The 17,241-nt window shown below is 41.2% G+C and carries 16 protein-coding genes; 3 read left to right on the forward strand and 13 right to left on the reverse strand.

Features of this window, described 5'->3' with window-relative positions; all coding sequences use genetic code 11:
• Window position 1: 1 nt before the first annotated feature.
• The 4 genes from P1X15_RS02355 to kduI form a co-directional block, all read right to left on the reverse strand.
• Window positions 2-904, reverse strand: coding sequence for a TIM barrel protein (locus tag P1X15_RS02355; protein WP_277336534.1), 903 nt, complete (start codon window positions 902-904; stop codon window positions 2-4).
• 20 nt (window positions 905-924) lie between these two features.
• A complete protein-coding gene (locus P1X15_RS02360; protein WP_277336535.1) occupies window positions 925-2,058 on the reverse strand; it encodes an exo-alpha-sialidase in 1,134 nt (377 codons plus the stop codon).
• 482 nt (window positions 2,059-2,540) lie between these two features.
• Window positions 2,541-3,629, reverse strand: coding sequence for a pectate lyase (pelA, locus tag P1X15_RS02365; RefSeq protein ID WP_277336536.1), 1,089 nt, complete (start codon window positions 3,627-3,629; stop codon window positions 2,541-2,543).
• Between the two features lie 38 nt (window positions 3,630-3,667).
• Window positions 3,668-4,498 (reverse strand): 5-dehydro-4-deoxy-D-glucuronate isomerase, encoded by an 831-nt coding sequence (gene kduI / locus P1X15_RS02370; RefSeq protein WP_277336537.1) that lies wholly within the window; start codon window positions 4,496-4,498, stop codon window positions 3,668-3,670.
• 432 nt (window positions 4,499-4,930) lie between these two features.
• Here kduI and P1X15_RS02375 point away from each other — a divergent pair, with 432 nt between their 5' ends.
• Together P1X15_RS02375 and P1X15_RS02380 are read left to right on the forward strand one after the other, a co-directional pair.
• Window positions 4,931-5,971 carry a LacI family DNA-binding transcriptional regulator gene (locus P1X15_RS02375; RefSeq protein WP_277336538.1) on the forward strand — a complete coding sequence of 347 codons (1,041 nt, stop codon included), beginning with the start codon at window positions 4,931-4,933 and terminating at the stop codon, window positions 5,969-5,971.
• A gap of 52 nt (window positions 5,972-6,023) precedes the next feature.
• Entirely contained in the window at window positions 6,024-7,235 is a 1,212-nt protein-coding gene (locus P1X15_RS02380; protein WP_277336539.1) for an N-acetylmuramoyl-L-alanine amidase, read from the forward strand.
• A gap of 42 nt (window positions 7,236-7,277) precedes the next feature.
• Here P1X15_RS02380 and murF read toward each other — a convergent pair whose 3' ends face one another.
• The 9 genes from murF to plsY all read right to left on the reverse strand — a co-directional run bounded on the left by murF (window position 7,278) and on the right by plsY (window position 16,327).
• Complete coding sequence (gene murF, locus P1X15_RS02385; RefSeq protein ID WP_277336540.1) at window positions 7,278-8,561, reverse strand: UDP-N-acetylmuramoyl-tripeptide--D-alanyl-D-alanine ligase; 1,284 nt, start codon at window positions 8,559-8,561, stop codon at window positions 7,278-7,280.
• 29 nt (window positions 8,562-8,590) lie between these two features.
• A complete protein-coding gene (locus tag P1X15_RS02390; protein ID WP_277336541.1) occupies window positions 8,591-9,289 on the reverse strand; it encodes a membrane or secreted protein in 699 nt (232 codons plus the stop codon).
• A 119-nt stretch (window positions 9,290-9,408) separates the two neighbouring features.
• Entirely contained in the window at window positions 9,409-10,335 is a 927-nt protein-coding gene (locus P1X15_RS02395) for an AraC family transcriptional regulator (protein ID WP_028667550.1), read from the reverse strand.
• Between the two features lie 346 nt (window positions 10,336-10,681).
• Window positions 10,682-11,836, reverse strand: a complete 1,155-nt coding sequence (locus tag P1X15_RS02400; RefSeq protein WP_277336542.1) for an acyl-CoA dehydrogenase — start codon at window positions 11,834-11,836, stop codon at window positions 10,682-10,684.
• A 106-nt stretch (window positions 11,837-11,942) separates the two neighbouring features.
• Window positions 11,943-12,677 (reverse strand): 3-oxoacyl-ACP reductase FabG, encoded by a 735-nt coding sequence (gene fabG / locus P1X15_RS02405; RefSeq protein WP_277336543.1) that lies wholly within the window; start codon window positions 12,675-12,677, stop codon window positions 11,943-11,945.
• A gap of 16 nt (window positions 12,678-12,693) precedes the next feature.
• On the reverse strand, window positions 12,694-13,152 hold the full coding sequence (locus P1X15_RS02410) for a MaoC family dehydratase (RefSeq protein ID WP_277336544.1): 459 nt from the start codon (window positions 13,150-13,152) through the stop codon (window positions 12,694-12,696).
• Between the two features lie 148 nt (window positions 13,153-13,300).
• Complete coding sequence (locus P1X15_RS02415) at window positions 13,301-14,917, reverse strand: M28 family peptidase (protein ID WP_277336545.1); 1,617 nt, start codon at window positions 14,915-14,917, stop codon at window positions 13,301-13,303.
• 26 nt (window positions 14,918-14,943) lie between these two features.
• Window positions 14,944-15,564, reverse strand: coding sequence for a rhomboid family intramembrane serine protease (locus tag P1X15_RS02420; protein WP_277336546.1), 621 nt, complete (start codon window positions 15,562-15,564; stop codon window positions 14,944-14,946).
• Window positions 15,565-15,682: 118 nt separating this feature from the next.
• Entirely contained in the window at window positions 15,683-16,327 is a 645-nt protein-coding gene (gene plsY / locus P1X15_RS02425; protein WP_277336547.1) for a glycerol-3-phosphate 1-O-acyltransferase PlsY, read from the reverse strand.
• A gap of 133 nt (window positions 16,328-16,460) precedes the next feature.
• Between plsY and P1X15_RS02430 the strand changes: the two genes are divergently transcribed.
• On the forward strand, window positions 16,461-17,171 hold the full coding sequence (locus tag P1X15_RS02430; protein ID WP_277336548.1) for an SDR family oxidoreductase: 711 nt from the start codon (window positions 16,461-16,463) through the stop codon (window positions 17,169-17,171).
• Window positions 17,172-17,241: the final 70 nt, after the last annotated feature.

Consider the following 17,241-nt stretch of genomic DNA (forward strand, 5'->3'; position numbering starts at 1 on the left):
CTTACGAATGTTGGAATATAGATTTAAGATAGGTCGTGTTGGCTTCAAAGTTTTTCTTCACGTTGTGAGGTTCTTTGGCATCGCGTGAGCGTTCAATCACCAGCCATCCTGTCCATTTGATTTCGTCTAAAGTTTGTTTTACTTTTTGAAGGTCGAGGCGCGTGTTGTGCTCAAGCCACACGCCATCTTCGTCGGTACAATGAATCTGACAGATACGTCTTTTTCCCAAAATTTTAAGTTCATTCACTAAATCACGGCCTGCTTTGAGGGGATTCGAGAAATTGAAATAAATTTGGATGTGTTTGGAACCTATTTCTTTGAGTAAAGCTACTTCTCCTTGGGCATCAAGCGAGGTTTCAATGCCGATAATTACCCCTGCTTTTTGAGCCATTTTGCCCACCACTTTGAGCCGTTGTACGATGGCGGGGCGGAGTTCAGGATTTTTTACTAAATCTCCCTGTACTCCTAGGGGCAAAAAAGCTATTTTGACATTCATGGCTTTCATGGTGTCGATGCAGTCTTGTACCATACGCTCATAAGTGGGACGAGTAGCAAAGGATTGAGCATAAAAACCCGTCATGGCCAAAGAGCAAATTTCAAGGTTTAGTTCTTTGGCTTTGTTTAAAAACTGTTGTCTGATTTCTGGAATAGATAGCTGATTGTCAAATGTTTCTCTATTTCCAAGTCCTCCCATGTCTATCTCAAGGCCATCGGCGCCAATGTCTTTGGTAAGTTGGAAAGCACCAAGTTTTTGGCGTTTCAAAATCATCAAATCTACCACTGCGATTTTATACCCCCCTTCCTGTGAGGCACTTGCCCAGTAAGGCGCACTGGCCATTGCCGTTGCCAACAAGCAGCTATGCTTGAGAAATTGGCGGCGATTAGTGATAAAGGAGGCTTTCATAAGGCAAATACAAACGAGGATTAATCTTTATTGTTTTCGGTTATTATGGGAGCTTGGTATCCCTCCATTTCGGGCCATTTGGCATTTTGGATAGGAATAAGCTTCCATTTTGAAGGGTCCACTACGGCGTGTTTGATGCGTTGACGACGCCATGTATAAATCACATGAATCATCCCATCAGAAGTCTGAATCACCGAAGGATAGGAATATTGACTAATGGGCGAATCTTCTAGAATAACGGCTGCTGACCAGTTCTTGCCGTCGTTGGATACCGACAAGTTAAGGGGGGTGCGAGGGCCTTTTGCCAAGTCGCCAGGAGGCAATACGTGATTATAAACCAGCACATGACGACCATCACGCAAGGTAACGGCGTCGGTGCCTGAGTTGTTGTTTGGTAGGTTTGATGCTGCTAATGGAGACCAAGTTTCACCATTGTCATAAGACCATGATTCCAACACGGCGCGGTTACGACTACGGGCCAAAATTTGAAGCTTACCTTTTCCGTGGTCTAAAATGCTTGGTTGAATGGCATTGGTGGCTTTGCCGTCATTGATCGGGCCGACTTTACGCCAAGTTTTGCCAAAATCAGGCGTCACCTCAAAATGAATCTTCCAACCGTCGCCCTCGGTACTTGTAGGACAAAATAGATTGCCGTTTGAAAGCAAAACAGGCTTGTTTTTGATAGGTCCTAAATATCCTTCAGGAAGTGCTTGCGCTGACGACCAAGTAATGCCCCCATCGGTAGAGGTTTTAAGCCATCCTTTCCACGTAGAAGGACTGGGTCCGATTTTATAAAAAAGCATCAAAGGGCCGCCGTTGGGCACTTGATACAATACGGGATTCCAACACGCATAGCGAAGTTTATCATTCACAATCCCATCGGCTACGTTTTGAGGTGCAGTCCACTTGCCATCTAGGCGGCGGCTTACCCAAATGCAGACATCAGGGTTACGTTCTTTGGTGCCACCAAACCACGACGCCACAAGCCCCTTGGGGGTTTCGGCGATGGTAGAAGCATGGCTTTCGGGAAAAGGTGCCGTTTCAAACAAAAATTCATCCACAATAACACCCGCTTGCCATTTTGATAATTGGGCAAATGTGGGCAGTGTTAAAGCCAACGAGAAAGCTAATACGTAGCGTTTTATGAATTTCATAGAAGGTTTGGAGGACTTTGATAAACGTATTTTTAAAATATTTTAGATAAACGAAAAGAAAAATGTTAAAAACAAAAATAAATGAAATATTTAGCTTGTATTGTCTTCAAGATATAGGATTCTGACCCTATTTTATTCTGATTGTCTCTTTCGATTTTTTTCTATTTTTATCAAAAAACCTTTGTTTTTTGATTTTAGAGGGTTTTTTGTGATATTTTGAGAATTAAATGTGTGAAAGTTAATACAAGTATAATTTTTTCTCCGAAAATAACCCTCCTGTACTGTCTGCTTGGGCAGGACTATGACAATGAATATGGGTAAAATCGAAAGTTAAATCTTTGTGTTTAATGATTTTGAAGTTGGTATAGGGTATCATTTCTTTCTTTTTCTTTCGTTTTGTCTAAAAAAGAAAAGTGTAGGTGCTGTAAAAGTGTTTTTAAGAAAGTCTAGCGTTACGAAGGAAGAGAAACGGAAGGAATATGTTAATTTTTACCCCATTTTTTCACCCAATTAGGATAATCAGTACCTATTAACTTCGCTGGCCAACTGCCATAATAAGCGTAACCTACACGGCGTTCATTTTCGATTTCGGCAAGTGAAGATTTGGGTATACTATTTCGACCTGTAAAAAAGGGTTTGTTTGTTTTGAGGTCATAAAATCTAGCCCAAACCGTAGAACTTGGGTCGACCACCACAATACGGTCGCGGCCTTTAGGTTGGGTAGCATCTGGGATAGTATCCACTCTAATTCCTACGATTTTAGATGCTTCGAGCCAGTTGACAGCCGCTTGGATGGCTTTTTTGATAGGAGGAGTAGGATTGTCGATACTCATCAAAAATTGTACGATTCCGACTGTTTCGTTGCCACTCAAAGAAGGAAGTTCAAAAGCGCGGGCTTTGGCAGGAAGTAGAGTTTGGCGGTCGTGTTGAGCACACCAAGCGGTGAGAGTTCCGTTTTGGACAAATTGAGTTTTAAGAATACAGTCGATTCCCCTTGCCATGGCGACTTTGGCGAGGGGAATTAGAGAGGGGTCGATGACTTCAAAGTCATTTTTACCTTCGACGATATATTTCAAAATCCACATTACATCTATCATCGCGTTGTCGTTGTAGGTAATGTGTTTGTGGTAGCTACTAGAGTCGGGATAAAATTGACCCCAACCGCCGGCCGCATTTTGAGCCATGATAAGATACTGAATGCCCCGTTCGGCTGCCTGGAGATAGTGGATATTCTGGGTCTTTTTGTAAGCTGTTACTAAGCTTTTAATCTCTCCGGTAGTAGCTTGGTCGTCGATAGTCGCATCTAAGTTATTTTTTTCAGAAAGAAGTTTCTGTTTTAAAGTCTCTTCAATGGCCTTATTGTAATTAATAGGATCGCCATTTGGTTGAGGCCATCCGCCGTTGTTACGTTGATACAATAGCATTCGTTCGGCAACAGAATCACTAGCCATGTGCTGAATTCCCTGCCAAGGGTAAGCATAGCTTTTGGGGGTTATCCAATAGGATAAAATGAAAAAAGACAAACATCCAAATTGGATAAGGAAAGAAGAAAAAGCTACGTTTTTTTTCATACTCAATAGATGGGTGAGAAAAGCTTTTTAGAGGGAACTTAGCGAAGTTGGGGGATAGGCACCGCATCCATATCCGTAAAATCTTTGTTTTCGCCAGCCATTCCCCAAATAAACGAATAGCTAGAAGTGCCGCATCCTGAGTGAATAGACCAAGGGGGCGAAATGATGGCTTGGTGATTGGCAACCCACAAATGACGCGTTTGGGTAGGCTCTCCCATCAGATGCAAAACGCCGTGATTTTCGGGAATATCAAAATAGCAATATACCTCCATGCGGCGGTCGTGAGTGTGAGAAGGCATGGTATTCCAAACACTCCCTGTTTGAAGTACAGTGAGCCCCATCACCAACTGACAACTCTGAATACCTCCTAAATGAATGTACTTGTAAATGGTGCGTTGATTGGAAGTCTCAAGTGTACCCAAATTGACGGGGGAAGCTTGCTCTTTGGTAAAAGTTTGATTGGGATAAGAATGATGCGCGGGAGCAGACAATAAAAAGAATCGGGCGGGGTTTGTGGGGTCTTCACTGGCAAAAGTGACCTCTTTTGTGCCTTTTCCAAGATAAACACACCCCAATTTTTCGAGATTGAAGAGGGTGCCGTCAGCATTTACCAAACCTTTACCGCCCACATTGATGATTCCTATTTCGCGACGTTCTAAGAAATACTCAGCTTTGAGAGCGTCGTGGGTATCTAGGGTGACAGAGGTGGTGGTGGGCATAGCACCGCCTGCCAATACTCGGTCATAATGTGTATATACCCATTGTATTTGATTGGAAACAAAAAGGCTTTCAATAAGGAAGTTTTCGCGAAGTTCTTCAGTATTCATTTGAGCCGTTTCTTTACGACTACTTTCGTGTCTGATTTGCATTATAGGTAGTTTTTGAAGTGAAAAGAGAGTTGAATGTCATTAGCCTTCCAAATAGTACTTTCTGAATCAGCGATCAAGAATATCAGTAAGTCCATTCTGATACCCCTATTGCTGTGGGATGCTAAGATAGTTTTACTTATTTCTTAAAAAGATTCATAGAATACTAATTTTAATTTTTTTTAGAATATACAGTAAGACAATCTCTATTGTATAAATGATATTATAACCAAGTTTAGAGAGGTTGTTTAGTACATAACAAATATTTTGTTGAATTTTTTTATGCAATCGTTGTCGGTAACGTTCCCAAAATCTTGCCTTTTCAGTTAATGGTGATTATATTTGAACCTATACCCAAAAAATGGTATTTTCACCAGTCTAAATAGGAAGCTGCACTTTCTAGTATATAAATTGTACTAAACCAATATCACAATAGTGGGAATTATTACGATAAAAGATATAGCCAAAGCCCTTAATTTGTCAACCTCTACGGTTTCGAGGGCGTTGCGAGGGAGCTATGAAATCAACGCCGAGACCAAGCGGCTAGTGATGGAATACGCTGAACGGATGAATTATCGTCCCAACCCTATTGCCCTGAGTTTGAAAGAAAACCGGAGCCGTTCGATTGGGGTAATTATCCCAGAAATCGCTAATAATTTTTTCTCCCAGGCCATTAATGGCATAGAGTCTATTGCTTATAATCGAGGCTATCACGTAGTTATTTCTCAAAACCATGAGTCTTATGAGCGAGAATTAGTAAGTACACAGTACTTAGCTCAGCGTCGTGTAGATGGGTTGTTGGTTTCATTGTCGGGAGAAAGCAATGATTTAGAGCACTTTAAAGAACTTCAGTCAAAAGGCTTGCCGATTGTGTTTTTTGACCGAGTTCCCCAAGATTATATTACTCACAAGGTCACTGCCGACAATTTTGCAGGTGCCTATGAAGGTACTGAGCACCTGATTCAGCAGGGTTATCGACGTATTGCTCATTTGACTAGCCCGTCGTGGTTGTCGATTACGTATGAGCGACTTGAAGGATATAAAAAGGCCTTGCAAAATCATGGGATTCCGATTGATGAGTCCTACATTAAGTATTGTAGTCATGGAGGAATGATCGCGGACGAAGTAGAAAATGCGGTTTTGGAATTGATTCATCACCCCAACCGCCCACATGCAATATTCTCAGCAGGCGACCGTCTGACTACTTCCTGTATATCTTTGATTAGAAAAGAAGGTTTGCGTATTCCTGATGATATTGCTATTGTAGGGTTTACCAATTTGGTATCAGCGCATTTGCTCAATCCTGCTCTGAGCGCGGTCACCCAGCCTGCCTATGAAATGGGACAGCTTGCCACAGAATTTTTGATTGATTTGATAGAGCGCCCCAAAGCCACTATTCGTTTTGAAAGCAAACGCCTTGATACTCGTCTAGTAATAAGAGAGTCGTCGCTCAAGTCTAGCAAAAACTTTAATTAAATAGCTTGCAAATTCCTACAAGAGCTATCTTTCACTTATTTATATTTGCTGAATGCGTCGTTTTGTTTACTTATGGATGTGGCTTATTGTCACTGGTGTTTCTGCTCAGATACCCCGAGATACGATTTTTAATTTTCCTCCTGACTCGTCCGTTTTCATTCGTACCAAAGGTCCGATGCCTTATCTTAATTATGGATTGGGGGAAGATCGGCTTGGTGGAGCCAAAATGGGCACAATTGATTCGTTGATTTTATTGAAAGTGACGGGTCAATACAAAAACCTCTATCGCGTGAGATTGACGCCACATTTGTCAGCCTGGATACCCCAAAATCTTACCAAACGTGATACCCTTGTGAAGCTTCCCTTACAATACCTGACGGGTTCGTGGAAGGTATGGGGAGAAGGCCATTTTGATTATGTTTCGATACCCTTACCGGACCGCTTGGCTTATCGAAGTTGGCAAGAAGTAAATCCTTCTAAAATCGTAGTGGATATTTTTGGGGCGACTACCAACACCAACTGGATTACGCAATTGAGGTCAGTAAAAGAAATAAAAAGCGTGGATTATGAGCAAGTAGCGGATGAGCAGTTGCGTATTACCATTTGTTTGCGGCATTCTCAGCATTGGGGCTATCGGGTAGGATACGAGGGGCGGCGGCTTGTGATAGCGGTGAAACACCAACCCGAAAAATTAAAACTAAAAACCTTGACCATTGCGATAGATGCAGGCCATGGAGGGACTAATTTAGGAGCGAGAGGGGTACGATCAAAACAATGGGAAAAAGACTTGAACTTGAGTATTGCTTTGCATCTACAAAGGGAATTGGAACGAAAAGGAGTGAAAGTACTTATGAGTCGTGTCAGTGATACTCTTTTCAATAACAATGACCGCGTATTAAGATTCAGAACCCAAAAACCGGATTTGTTGGTAAGTATTCACAACAACGCTGCTGGCGATACCACCAAAACTCGCGGGACTAGTACTTATTATAAGCATCTGGGGTATCGGTCTTTGAGTCAGACCATTTTGAAGCGACTGTTGGATATGGAGCTGGCTGAATATGGCAACGTAGGACGATTCAATTTTGCGCTCAATAGCCCCACCGAATACCCTAACGTATTGGTAGAAGGGGCTTTTATGAGTCATCCTGCGGATGAAGCTTTGTTAATCAATGATGATTTTCGCAAGAAAATGGCCAAACAAATTCGGAGAGGTATCGAAGATTGGTTGAAGAAAATCCGAAAAGGGCAGGATTTTGAATAAAATGTTATGAGCGAAATATTCGGATTTCGCTCATAACATTTTTTACAAATAAGGTACAACCGTCTCAAGCCCCATGCCACGAGAGCCTTTGATAAGAACGTGCGTATCTTGCTGAGGATGGTCTACTATCCAGTTGTGTAAGGAAAATTTGTCAGGAAAATAATAGGCTTTGGGAAGGGCAGGCAAAGCATCTTGCATAAGCTTACCTGCCAAAATCACAAGGTCAAATTTTTGTTGTGCAATAAGTTTTCCTAATGCCAAATGCTCTTCAGGAGACTCTTCTCCTAGCTCCAGCATATCTCCCAAAATTACTACTTTACGTTGTGCTTTGAGTTTGCCAAAGTTTTCGATAGCGGCGGCCATCGAAGAAGGGTTGGCATTGTAAGCATCCATAATGATGGTATTAGAACCTTTCTGTACAATCTGTGAGCGGTTGTTGGTAGGATTGTAATCGGCTACTGCTTGGTTTGCATCTTGAGAAGATACCCCAAAATAACTCCCTATCGCCAAGGCGGCTGCGATATTTTCAAAATTGTATTTGCCGGTAAGGTGTGTTTGGATAATAGTGCCCTGAGTATCTTTAAACACCACTAAGGGAGCGTCTTCAATCATTTGGGGAGCATCCTCATCCAGAAGATATTTGATACAAGTTTTGAAGGTACGTTCCTGTGCCATTTCGGTAAGCGTAGTATTGGAGGCATTGATAAATACCGTACCACCTGATTTTGCAAGCCAGTCATACAACTCTCCTTTCCCTTTACGAACTCCTTCTATACCGCCAAACCCTTCCAAATGAGCTTTTCCGATATTGGTAATAAGACCGTGAGTAGGAGCGGCTATACTAGACAAAAGAGCGATTTCTTTCTGATGATTGGCACCCATTTCTACGACGGCTATTTCGTAGCTTGAGTCGATAGCCAACAGCGTAAGTGGTACACCAATATGATTGTTGAAATTGCCTTTGGTAGCGTAGGTTTTGTATTTTTTTGCCAAAACCGTAGCGATAAGCTCTTTGGTGGTAGTTTTACCATTTGAACCAGTCAATCCTACGATGGGAATAGAAAGTAGGCTACGATGATGGTGGGCAAGTTGCTGAAGCGCTTCTAAACTGTCTTTTACTAATAGGTAGCGGTTATCCACCGCTACAGCGGGGTTATCCACAATGGCGTATTTAGCCCCTTTTTCCAACGCATCTTTAGCATAGGCATTTCCGTCAAATTTATCGCCTTTAAGGGCTACAAAAAGACAATCTTGGGTGATTTGGCGGGTATCGGTCGAAACGCCTCGGCAAGTGAGAAAATAATCGTATAGGTGAGGGATTGTCATTCTAAAAATTAAAGAATTATATGATGATATTACTGCTCTTTACTCCAGACTTCGTAGATTTTAGCCCCTACGCTGCTGAGTCCGCTGTGATGCCAGTCTTTGTTGTTTTTGAGTTCATAATCAAAAGACAGTGAAGCCCCTACGCGACTATTGTCTTTGCTAAAAAAATCAATGGTTTCGGTATATTTTCCGTCTTTGATCGTATAGCTGCCACCGCCCGTTCCCGAAAATTGTTTGGTTTCGGGATTAATAGCTGCCCACTGAAAACGTGTACCTGTCAATAATTTAAGGGTTTTGCGGGCACCGCGTTGCATAGGTGAAATGTTGCCGTCGTTGCCCATGCGCCCCGTAATCCGATAAAGCGCAGCTGCGGGGGTGTTTGCATTGTCTACTTGTTCCCAATCTCCTAAATTTTCAACAGATAGCTTGTTGCCTGAAAGATTAATTTTAAAACTCAACGTTTTACCTACTCTAGAAGTATCCATCGAGTTGAACTCACTCTTGTAGGTAAGGGTACCATTGGCAATACTATAAGTGCCTCCTTCGGTGTACAAAAACTCTTTTTCGGTATATCTGGTAGCCATCAGATAATCATCCGAGCAAATCAACATCGTTGTTTTGCCGTCGGTGCTAGTTTGCTTCCATGCTCCTTTGACTTGACTCCATGCTTGAGAGACACTTATGAAGCTAAACAGAGTGATGAGTGAAAAACATAATGTCTTTTTCATGTTTGTGAAAGATTGGTGGTTGTGAAAGCAAATTTAAACCAAAACCCCGACAAACAATAAAGCAGCCCACTTAGTAGGCTGCTTTATTATATCAATTAACCAATTTTTATTAAAGAAAACTAGACATTCATGAGTGATTCACGACGGCGCATTTTGCCTGCGGGGATACCAAACATCATCTTGAAACGGCGACAAAAATAGGCAGTGTCTTTATAGCCTACTTCAGAGCCGATAGCTCGAATGCTTTTCTTAGAGGTACGGAGAAGTGTTACGGCTTCTTCCATACGTTGATATTCGATATAGTCTTGTGGATTGATACCGGTCAGCATTTTGAAATACTGACCTACATAATCCTCCGATACATTGGCTACGTTGGCCAATACCTTATTGGAAAGGTCTCCACCTAAGTTGTCTTTGATATAAGCAAAAATATCAATCAAACGAGGATCTTTGAAATAAGTACTGTTGGTAACAAGCTGCTCTACAAAGAGCTTGTTTTTCAAAATATATCGAATGACTTCAATCGCCAATTCTTCAGTTTTGATTTTGATAATACGCCCACGGCCAGGGGTATCGTTGAAATCTTCTTGGAGAATTTCACCAATAAGCCGACCCATGTAACTGTGCTGCTTGATAATAAAAGGAGGAATGTCCAAAGAAGTAAAGAAATTGACCGAATCAAAAACTTTGGCATCAAATGCTACAAGCCCAAAAGAATGGGGGATTTTGCCCACTTGGCTAGCATCGCGCAATGTTTCAAAATATAGTTCACGACGGGTCAGAAACTCCTCATTGCTTACTACTTTCGGTTGTACATTGTCTCCACTACTATAGGTGATTGTCGCATGCTTACCACCAGGAATGAATAGCATATCACCAACTTCGATTTTTTCGTTTGCAAACATCACTTCCCCATCATACAAAATCATGAGTGAGTTTTCGACGTCATAAAAATTCTTAATGGTAATAGTTTGCAGCATTCGGATATGACGAGCTTTGATAAACTTCACTCCGAGTGATTCGATGATTTTATTATAATCTTCCATTGGACAATGGGTTAAGTGCTTCAGTGTTTGAAATTGCAAATTTACTAAATTTCAAAATTTGTACAAAACTAATAATTGTACAAAACTAATACAAGTGTGTAATTTTTTTCAATATAAAAAAAAGTGCGCGAATCCTGCAAGAAAACACACACTTTTTTTTGAGAAAAATAGTAAAATTGGACTTTTTGGACTTTTATATTAGTCTGTAATATTGCCTTTTTTTGTATTTCTGAGGTACTTTTGGAGAAAATAAGCCTTTACCCTTAGAAATACATCTCTATCAAAACAGCCTATTTGTGGTCTTTTGGGGTGTTAGAAAAATCCAAAAATATTTTATTTGAAACCCTTAATTTTTGAGTTCTCGTGCAATTACCAACTTCTGAATCTCAGAAGTACCCTCATAAATTTGGGTGATTTTTGCATCACGCATCAGACGCTCTACATGAAACTCTTTTACATACCCATATCCCCCGTGTATCTGAACAGCCTCGGTAGTAGCCCACATTGCTACATCAGAAGCAAACAATTTGGCCATTGCTGCTGCCTGTACATAATCTTTGTGTTCGTCCTTGAGACGGGCGGCTTTATATACCAATAAGCGAGCGGCTTCTATTTTGGTAGCCATTTCGGCCAACTTAAACTGTATCGCTTGATGTTCGAAGATGGGTTTCCCAAATGCTTTGCGTTCGTGGGCGTATTTGAGTGATAATTCCAAGGCACCTGTGGCAATGCCCAAAGCTTGGGCAGCAATACCTATGCGGCCGCCGTTGAGGGTACTCATCGCAAACTTAAACCCAAAGCCATCGGCACCAATGCGGTTTTCTTTAGGGACTTTTACATCCGAAAACATCAAAGAGTGAGTATCAGACGCACGAATACCCATTTTGTCTTCTTTTTTTCCTACCACAAATCCGTCCCACCCTTTTTCTACAATAAGGCAGTTGATGCCTCGATGTTTGAGTTCGGGGTGAGTCTGAGCAATCACCAAGCATACTGACGAAATCCCACCGTTGGTAATCCAGTTTTTGGTTCCATTGAGAAGATAGTAGTCTTCCTTATCTTCGGCAGTGGTATGTTGAGAGGTTGCATCCGACCCTGCTTCGGGTTCGGAAAGGCAAAATGCCCCGACGATTTCGCCTGAAGCTAATCGAGTAAGGTATTTTTGTTTTTGCTCTTCAGTGCCATATGCTTCTAATCCATAGCATACAAGAGAGTTGTTCACAGAAATTATCACAGAGGCTGAAGCGTCTATCTTTGAAATTTCTTCCATCGCCAATACATAAGAAACTGTATCCATGCCGCCTCCACCGTATTCGGGAGATACCATCATTCCCAAAAAACCTAATTCCCCCATGCGTTTCACTAGCTTAGGGTCGAATTTTTGTTCGTTATCACGTTCGATAATGCCCGGTAAAAGTTCGTTTTGGGCAAAATCACGTGCTGCTTCTTTGACCGCAAGATGCTCTTCTGTCAAATTGAAGTTTAGACCTTCCAATACCATGGTGTTTAGTTAATCTATGAAGTGAAATGTTTTACTTGGCTTGATGTCTCAAATGTACAGTTTATCCAAAAGGTATGCAAGCATACTAAAAACATCTTATTAAAGATTAAGCGACTCCTCCATTGACGCTCAATGTATGACCGTTGACATAACTCGCCTCGTCCGATGCAAGATATAGGTAGGCATTGGCAATATCTTCGGGCAGTCCCATTCGTTTGACAGGAATGCCAGCAACAGTCTGATTTTTTATTTCTTCCGGAATAAGATCTGTCATGTCGGTCTTGATAAAACCCGGTGCCACGGCATTGGCAGTAATATTGTATTTGCCAAGTTCTTTGGCCCACGTTTTGACCATCCCAATGATAGCAGCTTTGGTAGCAACGTAATTGGTTTGCCCGAAATTGCCCGTTTGCCCCACCACCGAAGAAGTACAAATGATACGGCCGTATTTTTTTTCTACCATGTAAGGAACAATGGTTTTGGTACAATTAAAAACGCCATTGAGGTTGATGTCAATTACTTGTGACCACTCCTGATACGACATTTTGAGCAGGGATTTGTCGCGAGTAATACCCGCATTGTTGACTAGAATATCGATTTGGCCATATTGCTCAAATATATCACGCGCTGCTGCTTCAATGGCAGGTACATCAGTGACACTAATCTTAACAAATTCGGCCTGAAATCCTTTGTCACGAAGTTCCTGAGCGGTTTGTTCGCCCGCATCCAGCATATCCCAAATGATGACTTTGGCTCCTTCTCTTGTAAAAATTTCGGCGGTGGCTTTCCCGATACCTCGGGCTCCGCCTGTGATGATAGCAACTTTATTTTCTAAACGCATGATAAAAAAGAGATAATTATTCAAACATCAAAGTAATCAATTCGGCTACACAAGCAGGCTTAGAACTGCCTTCAAGCTCAAAATACGCGTCTATTACGGTCTTGATACCATTGGGCTGTTGGTCTTCGATTTCTTTAAGGATAGCTCTCATTCGGATACGGCTACCCGTGGGCACAGGCGCGGTAAACCGAACTTTATTAGTCCCGTAGTTTAGCCCCATTTTGACTGATTTGACTCTATAAAGTTCATACAAAAATTTGGGAGCTAAAGAGAGAGTCAAAAAACCATGAGCGATAGTAGTTTTGAAGGGAGAATACTGAGCAGCCATTTCGGAGTTGACATGAATCCATTGCTGATCACCTGTGGCTTTGGCAAAGTCATTGATCATCTCTTGGGTAATCATCACCCAATCGCTCGTTCCTAATTCTTTTCCTAAGTGCGTTCGAAAATCAGAAAGTGTAGCAAAAATAAGCATAAAAAATAAAGGGAGTAGTTTATGTCTAAAGTACAAAAAAAACGAAGATATGTTCTTTTAAAGTACAATGAAATAAAGTTTTTCTCCTTATTTATATGATAAGAGAGACCGATGGCCTCTCTCTTATCATATACGCTTATTCCCAATCTTAAGGCTTATTGCTATCGACTTTGATGCGTTCATCTCGATTAGCGAGTTCCCAAGCGGTATGAAAAACAAGTTGGACAATTTTGCTTTGTTTATCAAACAAAATCTTCTCTACATCATCTCCTGGGCGATGGTAATCTTCATGAACACCTGTAAAATAGAAAATAACCGGAATTTTGTTTTTGGCAAAATTGTAATGGTCGGAGCGGTAATAAAAGCGATTTGGATCGGAAGGGTTGTTGTAGGTGTAGTCTAGTTGATAATTGATGTATTTGGAGTTAGCAGACTCACCAATGGCATGAAGTTCGGACGATAATTTGTCAGAACCAATAATGTAAACGTATTTTGGATCTTTTTGATGGGCATTATCTACTCGCCCAATCATGTCTATATTGAGGTTACAGACTGTATTTGCCAACGGAATCACGGGATTGGCAGTATAATATTCTGACCCCCATAGCCCTTTCTCTTCTCCTGTTACGGTCATAAACAAAATACTGCGACGAGGACCGTGCCCTTCGGCTTTGGCTTTTGAAAATGCCTCGGCTAATTCAAGGATTGAGACTGTACCAGAACCGTCATCGTCTGCACCGTTATTTATTTGTCCATCAGCTGATATACCGATGTGGTCGAGGTGAGCCGTAATTACAATCACTTCGTCTTTTTTGTCGGTGCCTTCCAAAAAGCCCATGACATTTTCGGTCATGACGATGTTGTCTTTGCGCTCCGCTTTGAGCTTGACTGTACTTTCGGCAATACTACCTGCTGCCGGTGGAATACCTTTTTGAGTAATATTCTTTTGAATTTTTGCTAATTTCTTTTCTTTAATATTCAACAAGTCCAATGCCATTTGACGTGAAATTGTGAAGGCAGCGTTACCATTGATTTTTTCGGTATAGGGCTTAGTGGAAAGCCGATTGAAACGTTGACTCATGGCGCTTCTTTTGGCGATTTGCTGGGAGAAGGCCGAGCCAGTCAGGTCTGAGACGATAAACACATACTTGGCACCTTTTTGAGTGGCTAAGTTTGCTTTACGTTGCCAAGCCAAATTATCGTCGCTCCATTTAGAGAGAGTCGCATCACCACTGAGCAAGTATTGTCCATTTTTGTTTTTGGGTTCTCCTTCCAAAATGACTACCGCTTTGCCTGTAACATCAATATTTTTATAATCATCATAGCGATCAGATTCGATGCCATAACCCGCAAAGATAACCGGCACTTTTTCTTCCGAAAGCACATTGAGCAACCCACTGAGATAGAAATCATGTTGTAACTCATAGCGTTGGGTTTCGGTTGCGAGATACACTTCTCCCCAATTTTTCTGATACAAGGCATAAGGCTGAAAATACGATTTGTTTCCGTCTTCGGTGGGGACAATCGCTTGCAGGCCGACCGACTTGAAAAAGTCAGCGACATATTTGGCGGCTTTTTTTTGCCCTTTCGAACCAGTATCACGTCCTTCGAGGCTATCGTGAGCAATGACTCTCAAATGGCGTTCTAAATCTTGAGGTGTGATTGTTTGCGAATACTGTAGCGATAAGTCTTGGGCGTAGGCGGTTGAGTTTGTCAGGCATAGAAGCGAGATACAGCTCAAGGCTAATAATTTTATTTGATTCATGGGGTTGATGAATAAAGTGGATAGCTTTAGAACAAACGCCAAGTGGCGATTTGATCAAAGAAATTTGGAATGGATGCTGGTAATAAAAGCGCCATGAAAACAATCCCAAACAAAGCACCGTACAGGTGGGCATCGTGGTTGATATAACCACCTGATTTTCGGGATTCATAAAATGAATACAGCATGTAAATAGCGCCAAAAATAAACCCTGGAATACAAATGGCGAAGTATAAGCACACTTTTTGTAAAGGAGCTAAGAGAATAAAAGCAAATAAGAGCGATGCTACGCCGCCTGAGGCTCCAAGCGAAAGATAGCGGCTGTTGGTACGGTGTTTGAGAAAAGTAGGAATATCCGAAACGACGATTCCCAATAAGTACAAAGCCAAATAATAAATAGTGCCAGTAGGTCCAAAAATACTGTTCAGAAACATTTCCATGGCTTCACCAAAGAAATACAAGCTAAACATATTGAAAATCAAATGACCAAAGTCGGCATGGATAAAACCCGATGTAATAAAACGATAGTATTCGTTTTTAGACGCAACCCGTACGGGATTCATTGCCCATTTGTCAAGAAAAGAAGGATTTTGAAATCCATACCAACTAATACCTGCTGTGATGATTATCAGAATGAGCGTAAGAGACATAGAATAAATGTACAGTTTATAGGGCTATATTGGAAACAACGAAATTGCTTGTAATCTTAAACAAGCTGAATTTCAAATGCAAACATACAGGAAGTACTCTAAAACTCTCTTTTTTGACTTATTTGTTTTTTTTGGAGCGTAGATACACCCGATTTTCGCTACCATTGAGGAGACGAATGATGTTTTTTTGGTGGGTAATTACTACTACAGCAAATAGCAAAAATCCAAATACAATCAATAGTGTACTAGCTTGCCCAAATATACCTAGCACCAATATCATAGGAAAAGCAAAGGCTGCCACAATAGAACTTAGAGAGACATAATTGGAGGCCAAAAATACCAATATAAAAATCGCAATGCACAGTGACGCCACTGGTGGGTCAATAGCCAAAATCATTCCTAGGGAAGTAGCAACTCCTTTTCCACCCTTAAAACGCACAAAAATAGGATACAAATGCCCTAAAACTGCCGCAGAACCTAAGAGTAGCTTGAAAGTGAGGATTTGAGAGGTGTCAATTACGTCTAAAAAATAGAGTATATTGGCCAACATAGTAGCCGTCCATCCTTTCAGTACGTCGATTAGTAATACAATGGTGCCAGCTCGTTTACCCAATACACGGAACGTATTTGTTGCCCCTGCATTTCCACTTCCAAATTTCCTAACGTCGATTCCAAAATAAGCTTCACCGTACCAAATGGCGGAGGGTATAGAACCCAACAAGTAAGCTGTCACAAAGGCAAAACACACATGCCAAACATTCATCGAAAAAGTGTAAGTTTTTTAAGGTTAGAAAAAAACACAGATAACGTTAAAAATTGGTTTTTCTTTCAGAAAAGCCAACAAATGTAAAACTTTATCTTGACCTTTGTTTTACAAAAATAACATTTTTTTAAGAATGAACCCTCTTTTAATTGTCACTGGTGGTACCAAAGGCATAGGACGTGCACTCATCGAAAGATTTGTGGAAGGCGGATTTGATGTGGTGACGTGTTCGCGAAATAAAAATGATTTAGAAACCCTTCGCTCTGATTTACAGTACAAATACCCTAACTCTCAAATTTTTATAAAAGTAAGCGACCTATCTCAAAAAGAAGATGTAAAGGCCTTGGCCTCTTTTATAAACGCATTAAAACGACCTGTAGACATCTTGGTCAACAATACTGGCCTATTTGCACCTAGCCAAGTTCATAGTGAGCCTGAAGGAGCCTTAGAAAAAATGATAGAAACTAATCTTTACAGCGCTTATTATTTGACTAGAGAACTTATAGAAGGTATGAAAGCACACAAAAAAGGGCATATTTTCAACATGTGCTCTATCGCAAGTACAACGGCCTATATCAATGGAGGCGCTTATGCAGTTTCTAAATTTGCGCTTTATGGCATGACTAAATTACTCAGGCAAGAAATGAAGCAATATGGCGTCAAGGTGACTGCGGTCTTACCGGGGGCTACTTTGACCCCAAGCTGGGAAGGAGTAGAGCTACCTGCGGAGCGATTTATCAGAGCAGAAGATGTTGCCGAGATGGTTTGGAGTACGGCCAAATTATCCCCTGAAAGCGTAGTCGAAGAAATTTTGATACGTCCACAGTTGGGAGATATTGTTTAAGTTTAGGATTTTTGCGCGTTAAATCGCTATTTTGCATTAAACCTTTTACTATTAACTATCAACTGATAAG

It is taken from the genome of Runella sp. MFBS21, from assembly GCF_029433105.1.
Taxonomy (GTDB): domain Bacteria; phylum Bacteroidota; class Bacteroidia; order Cytophagales; family Spirosomataceae; genus Runella.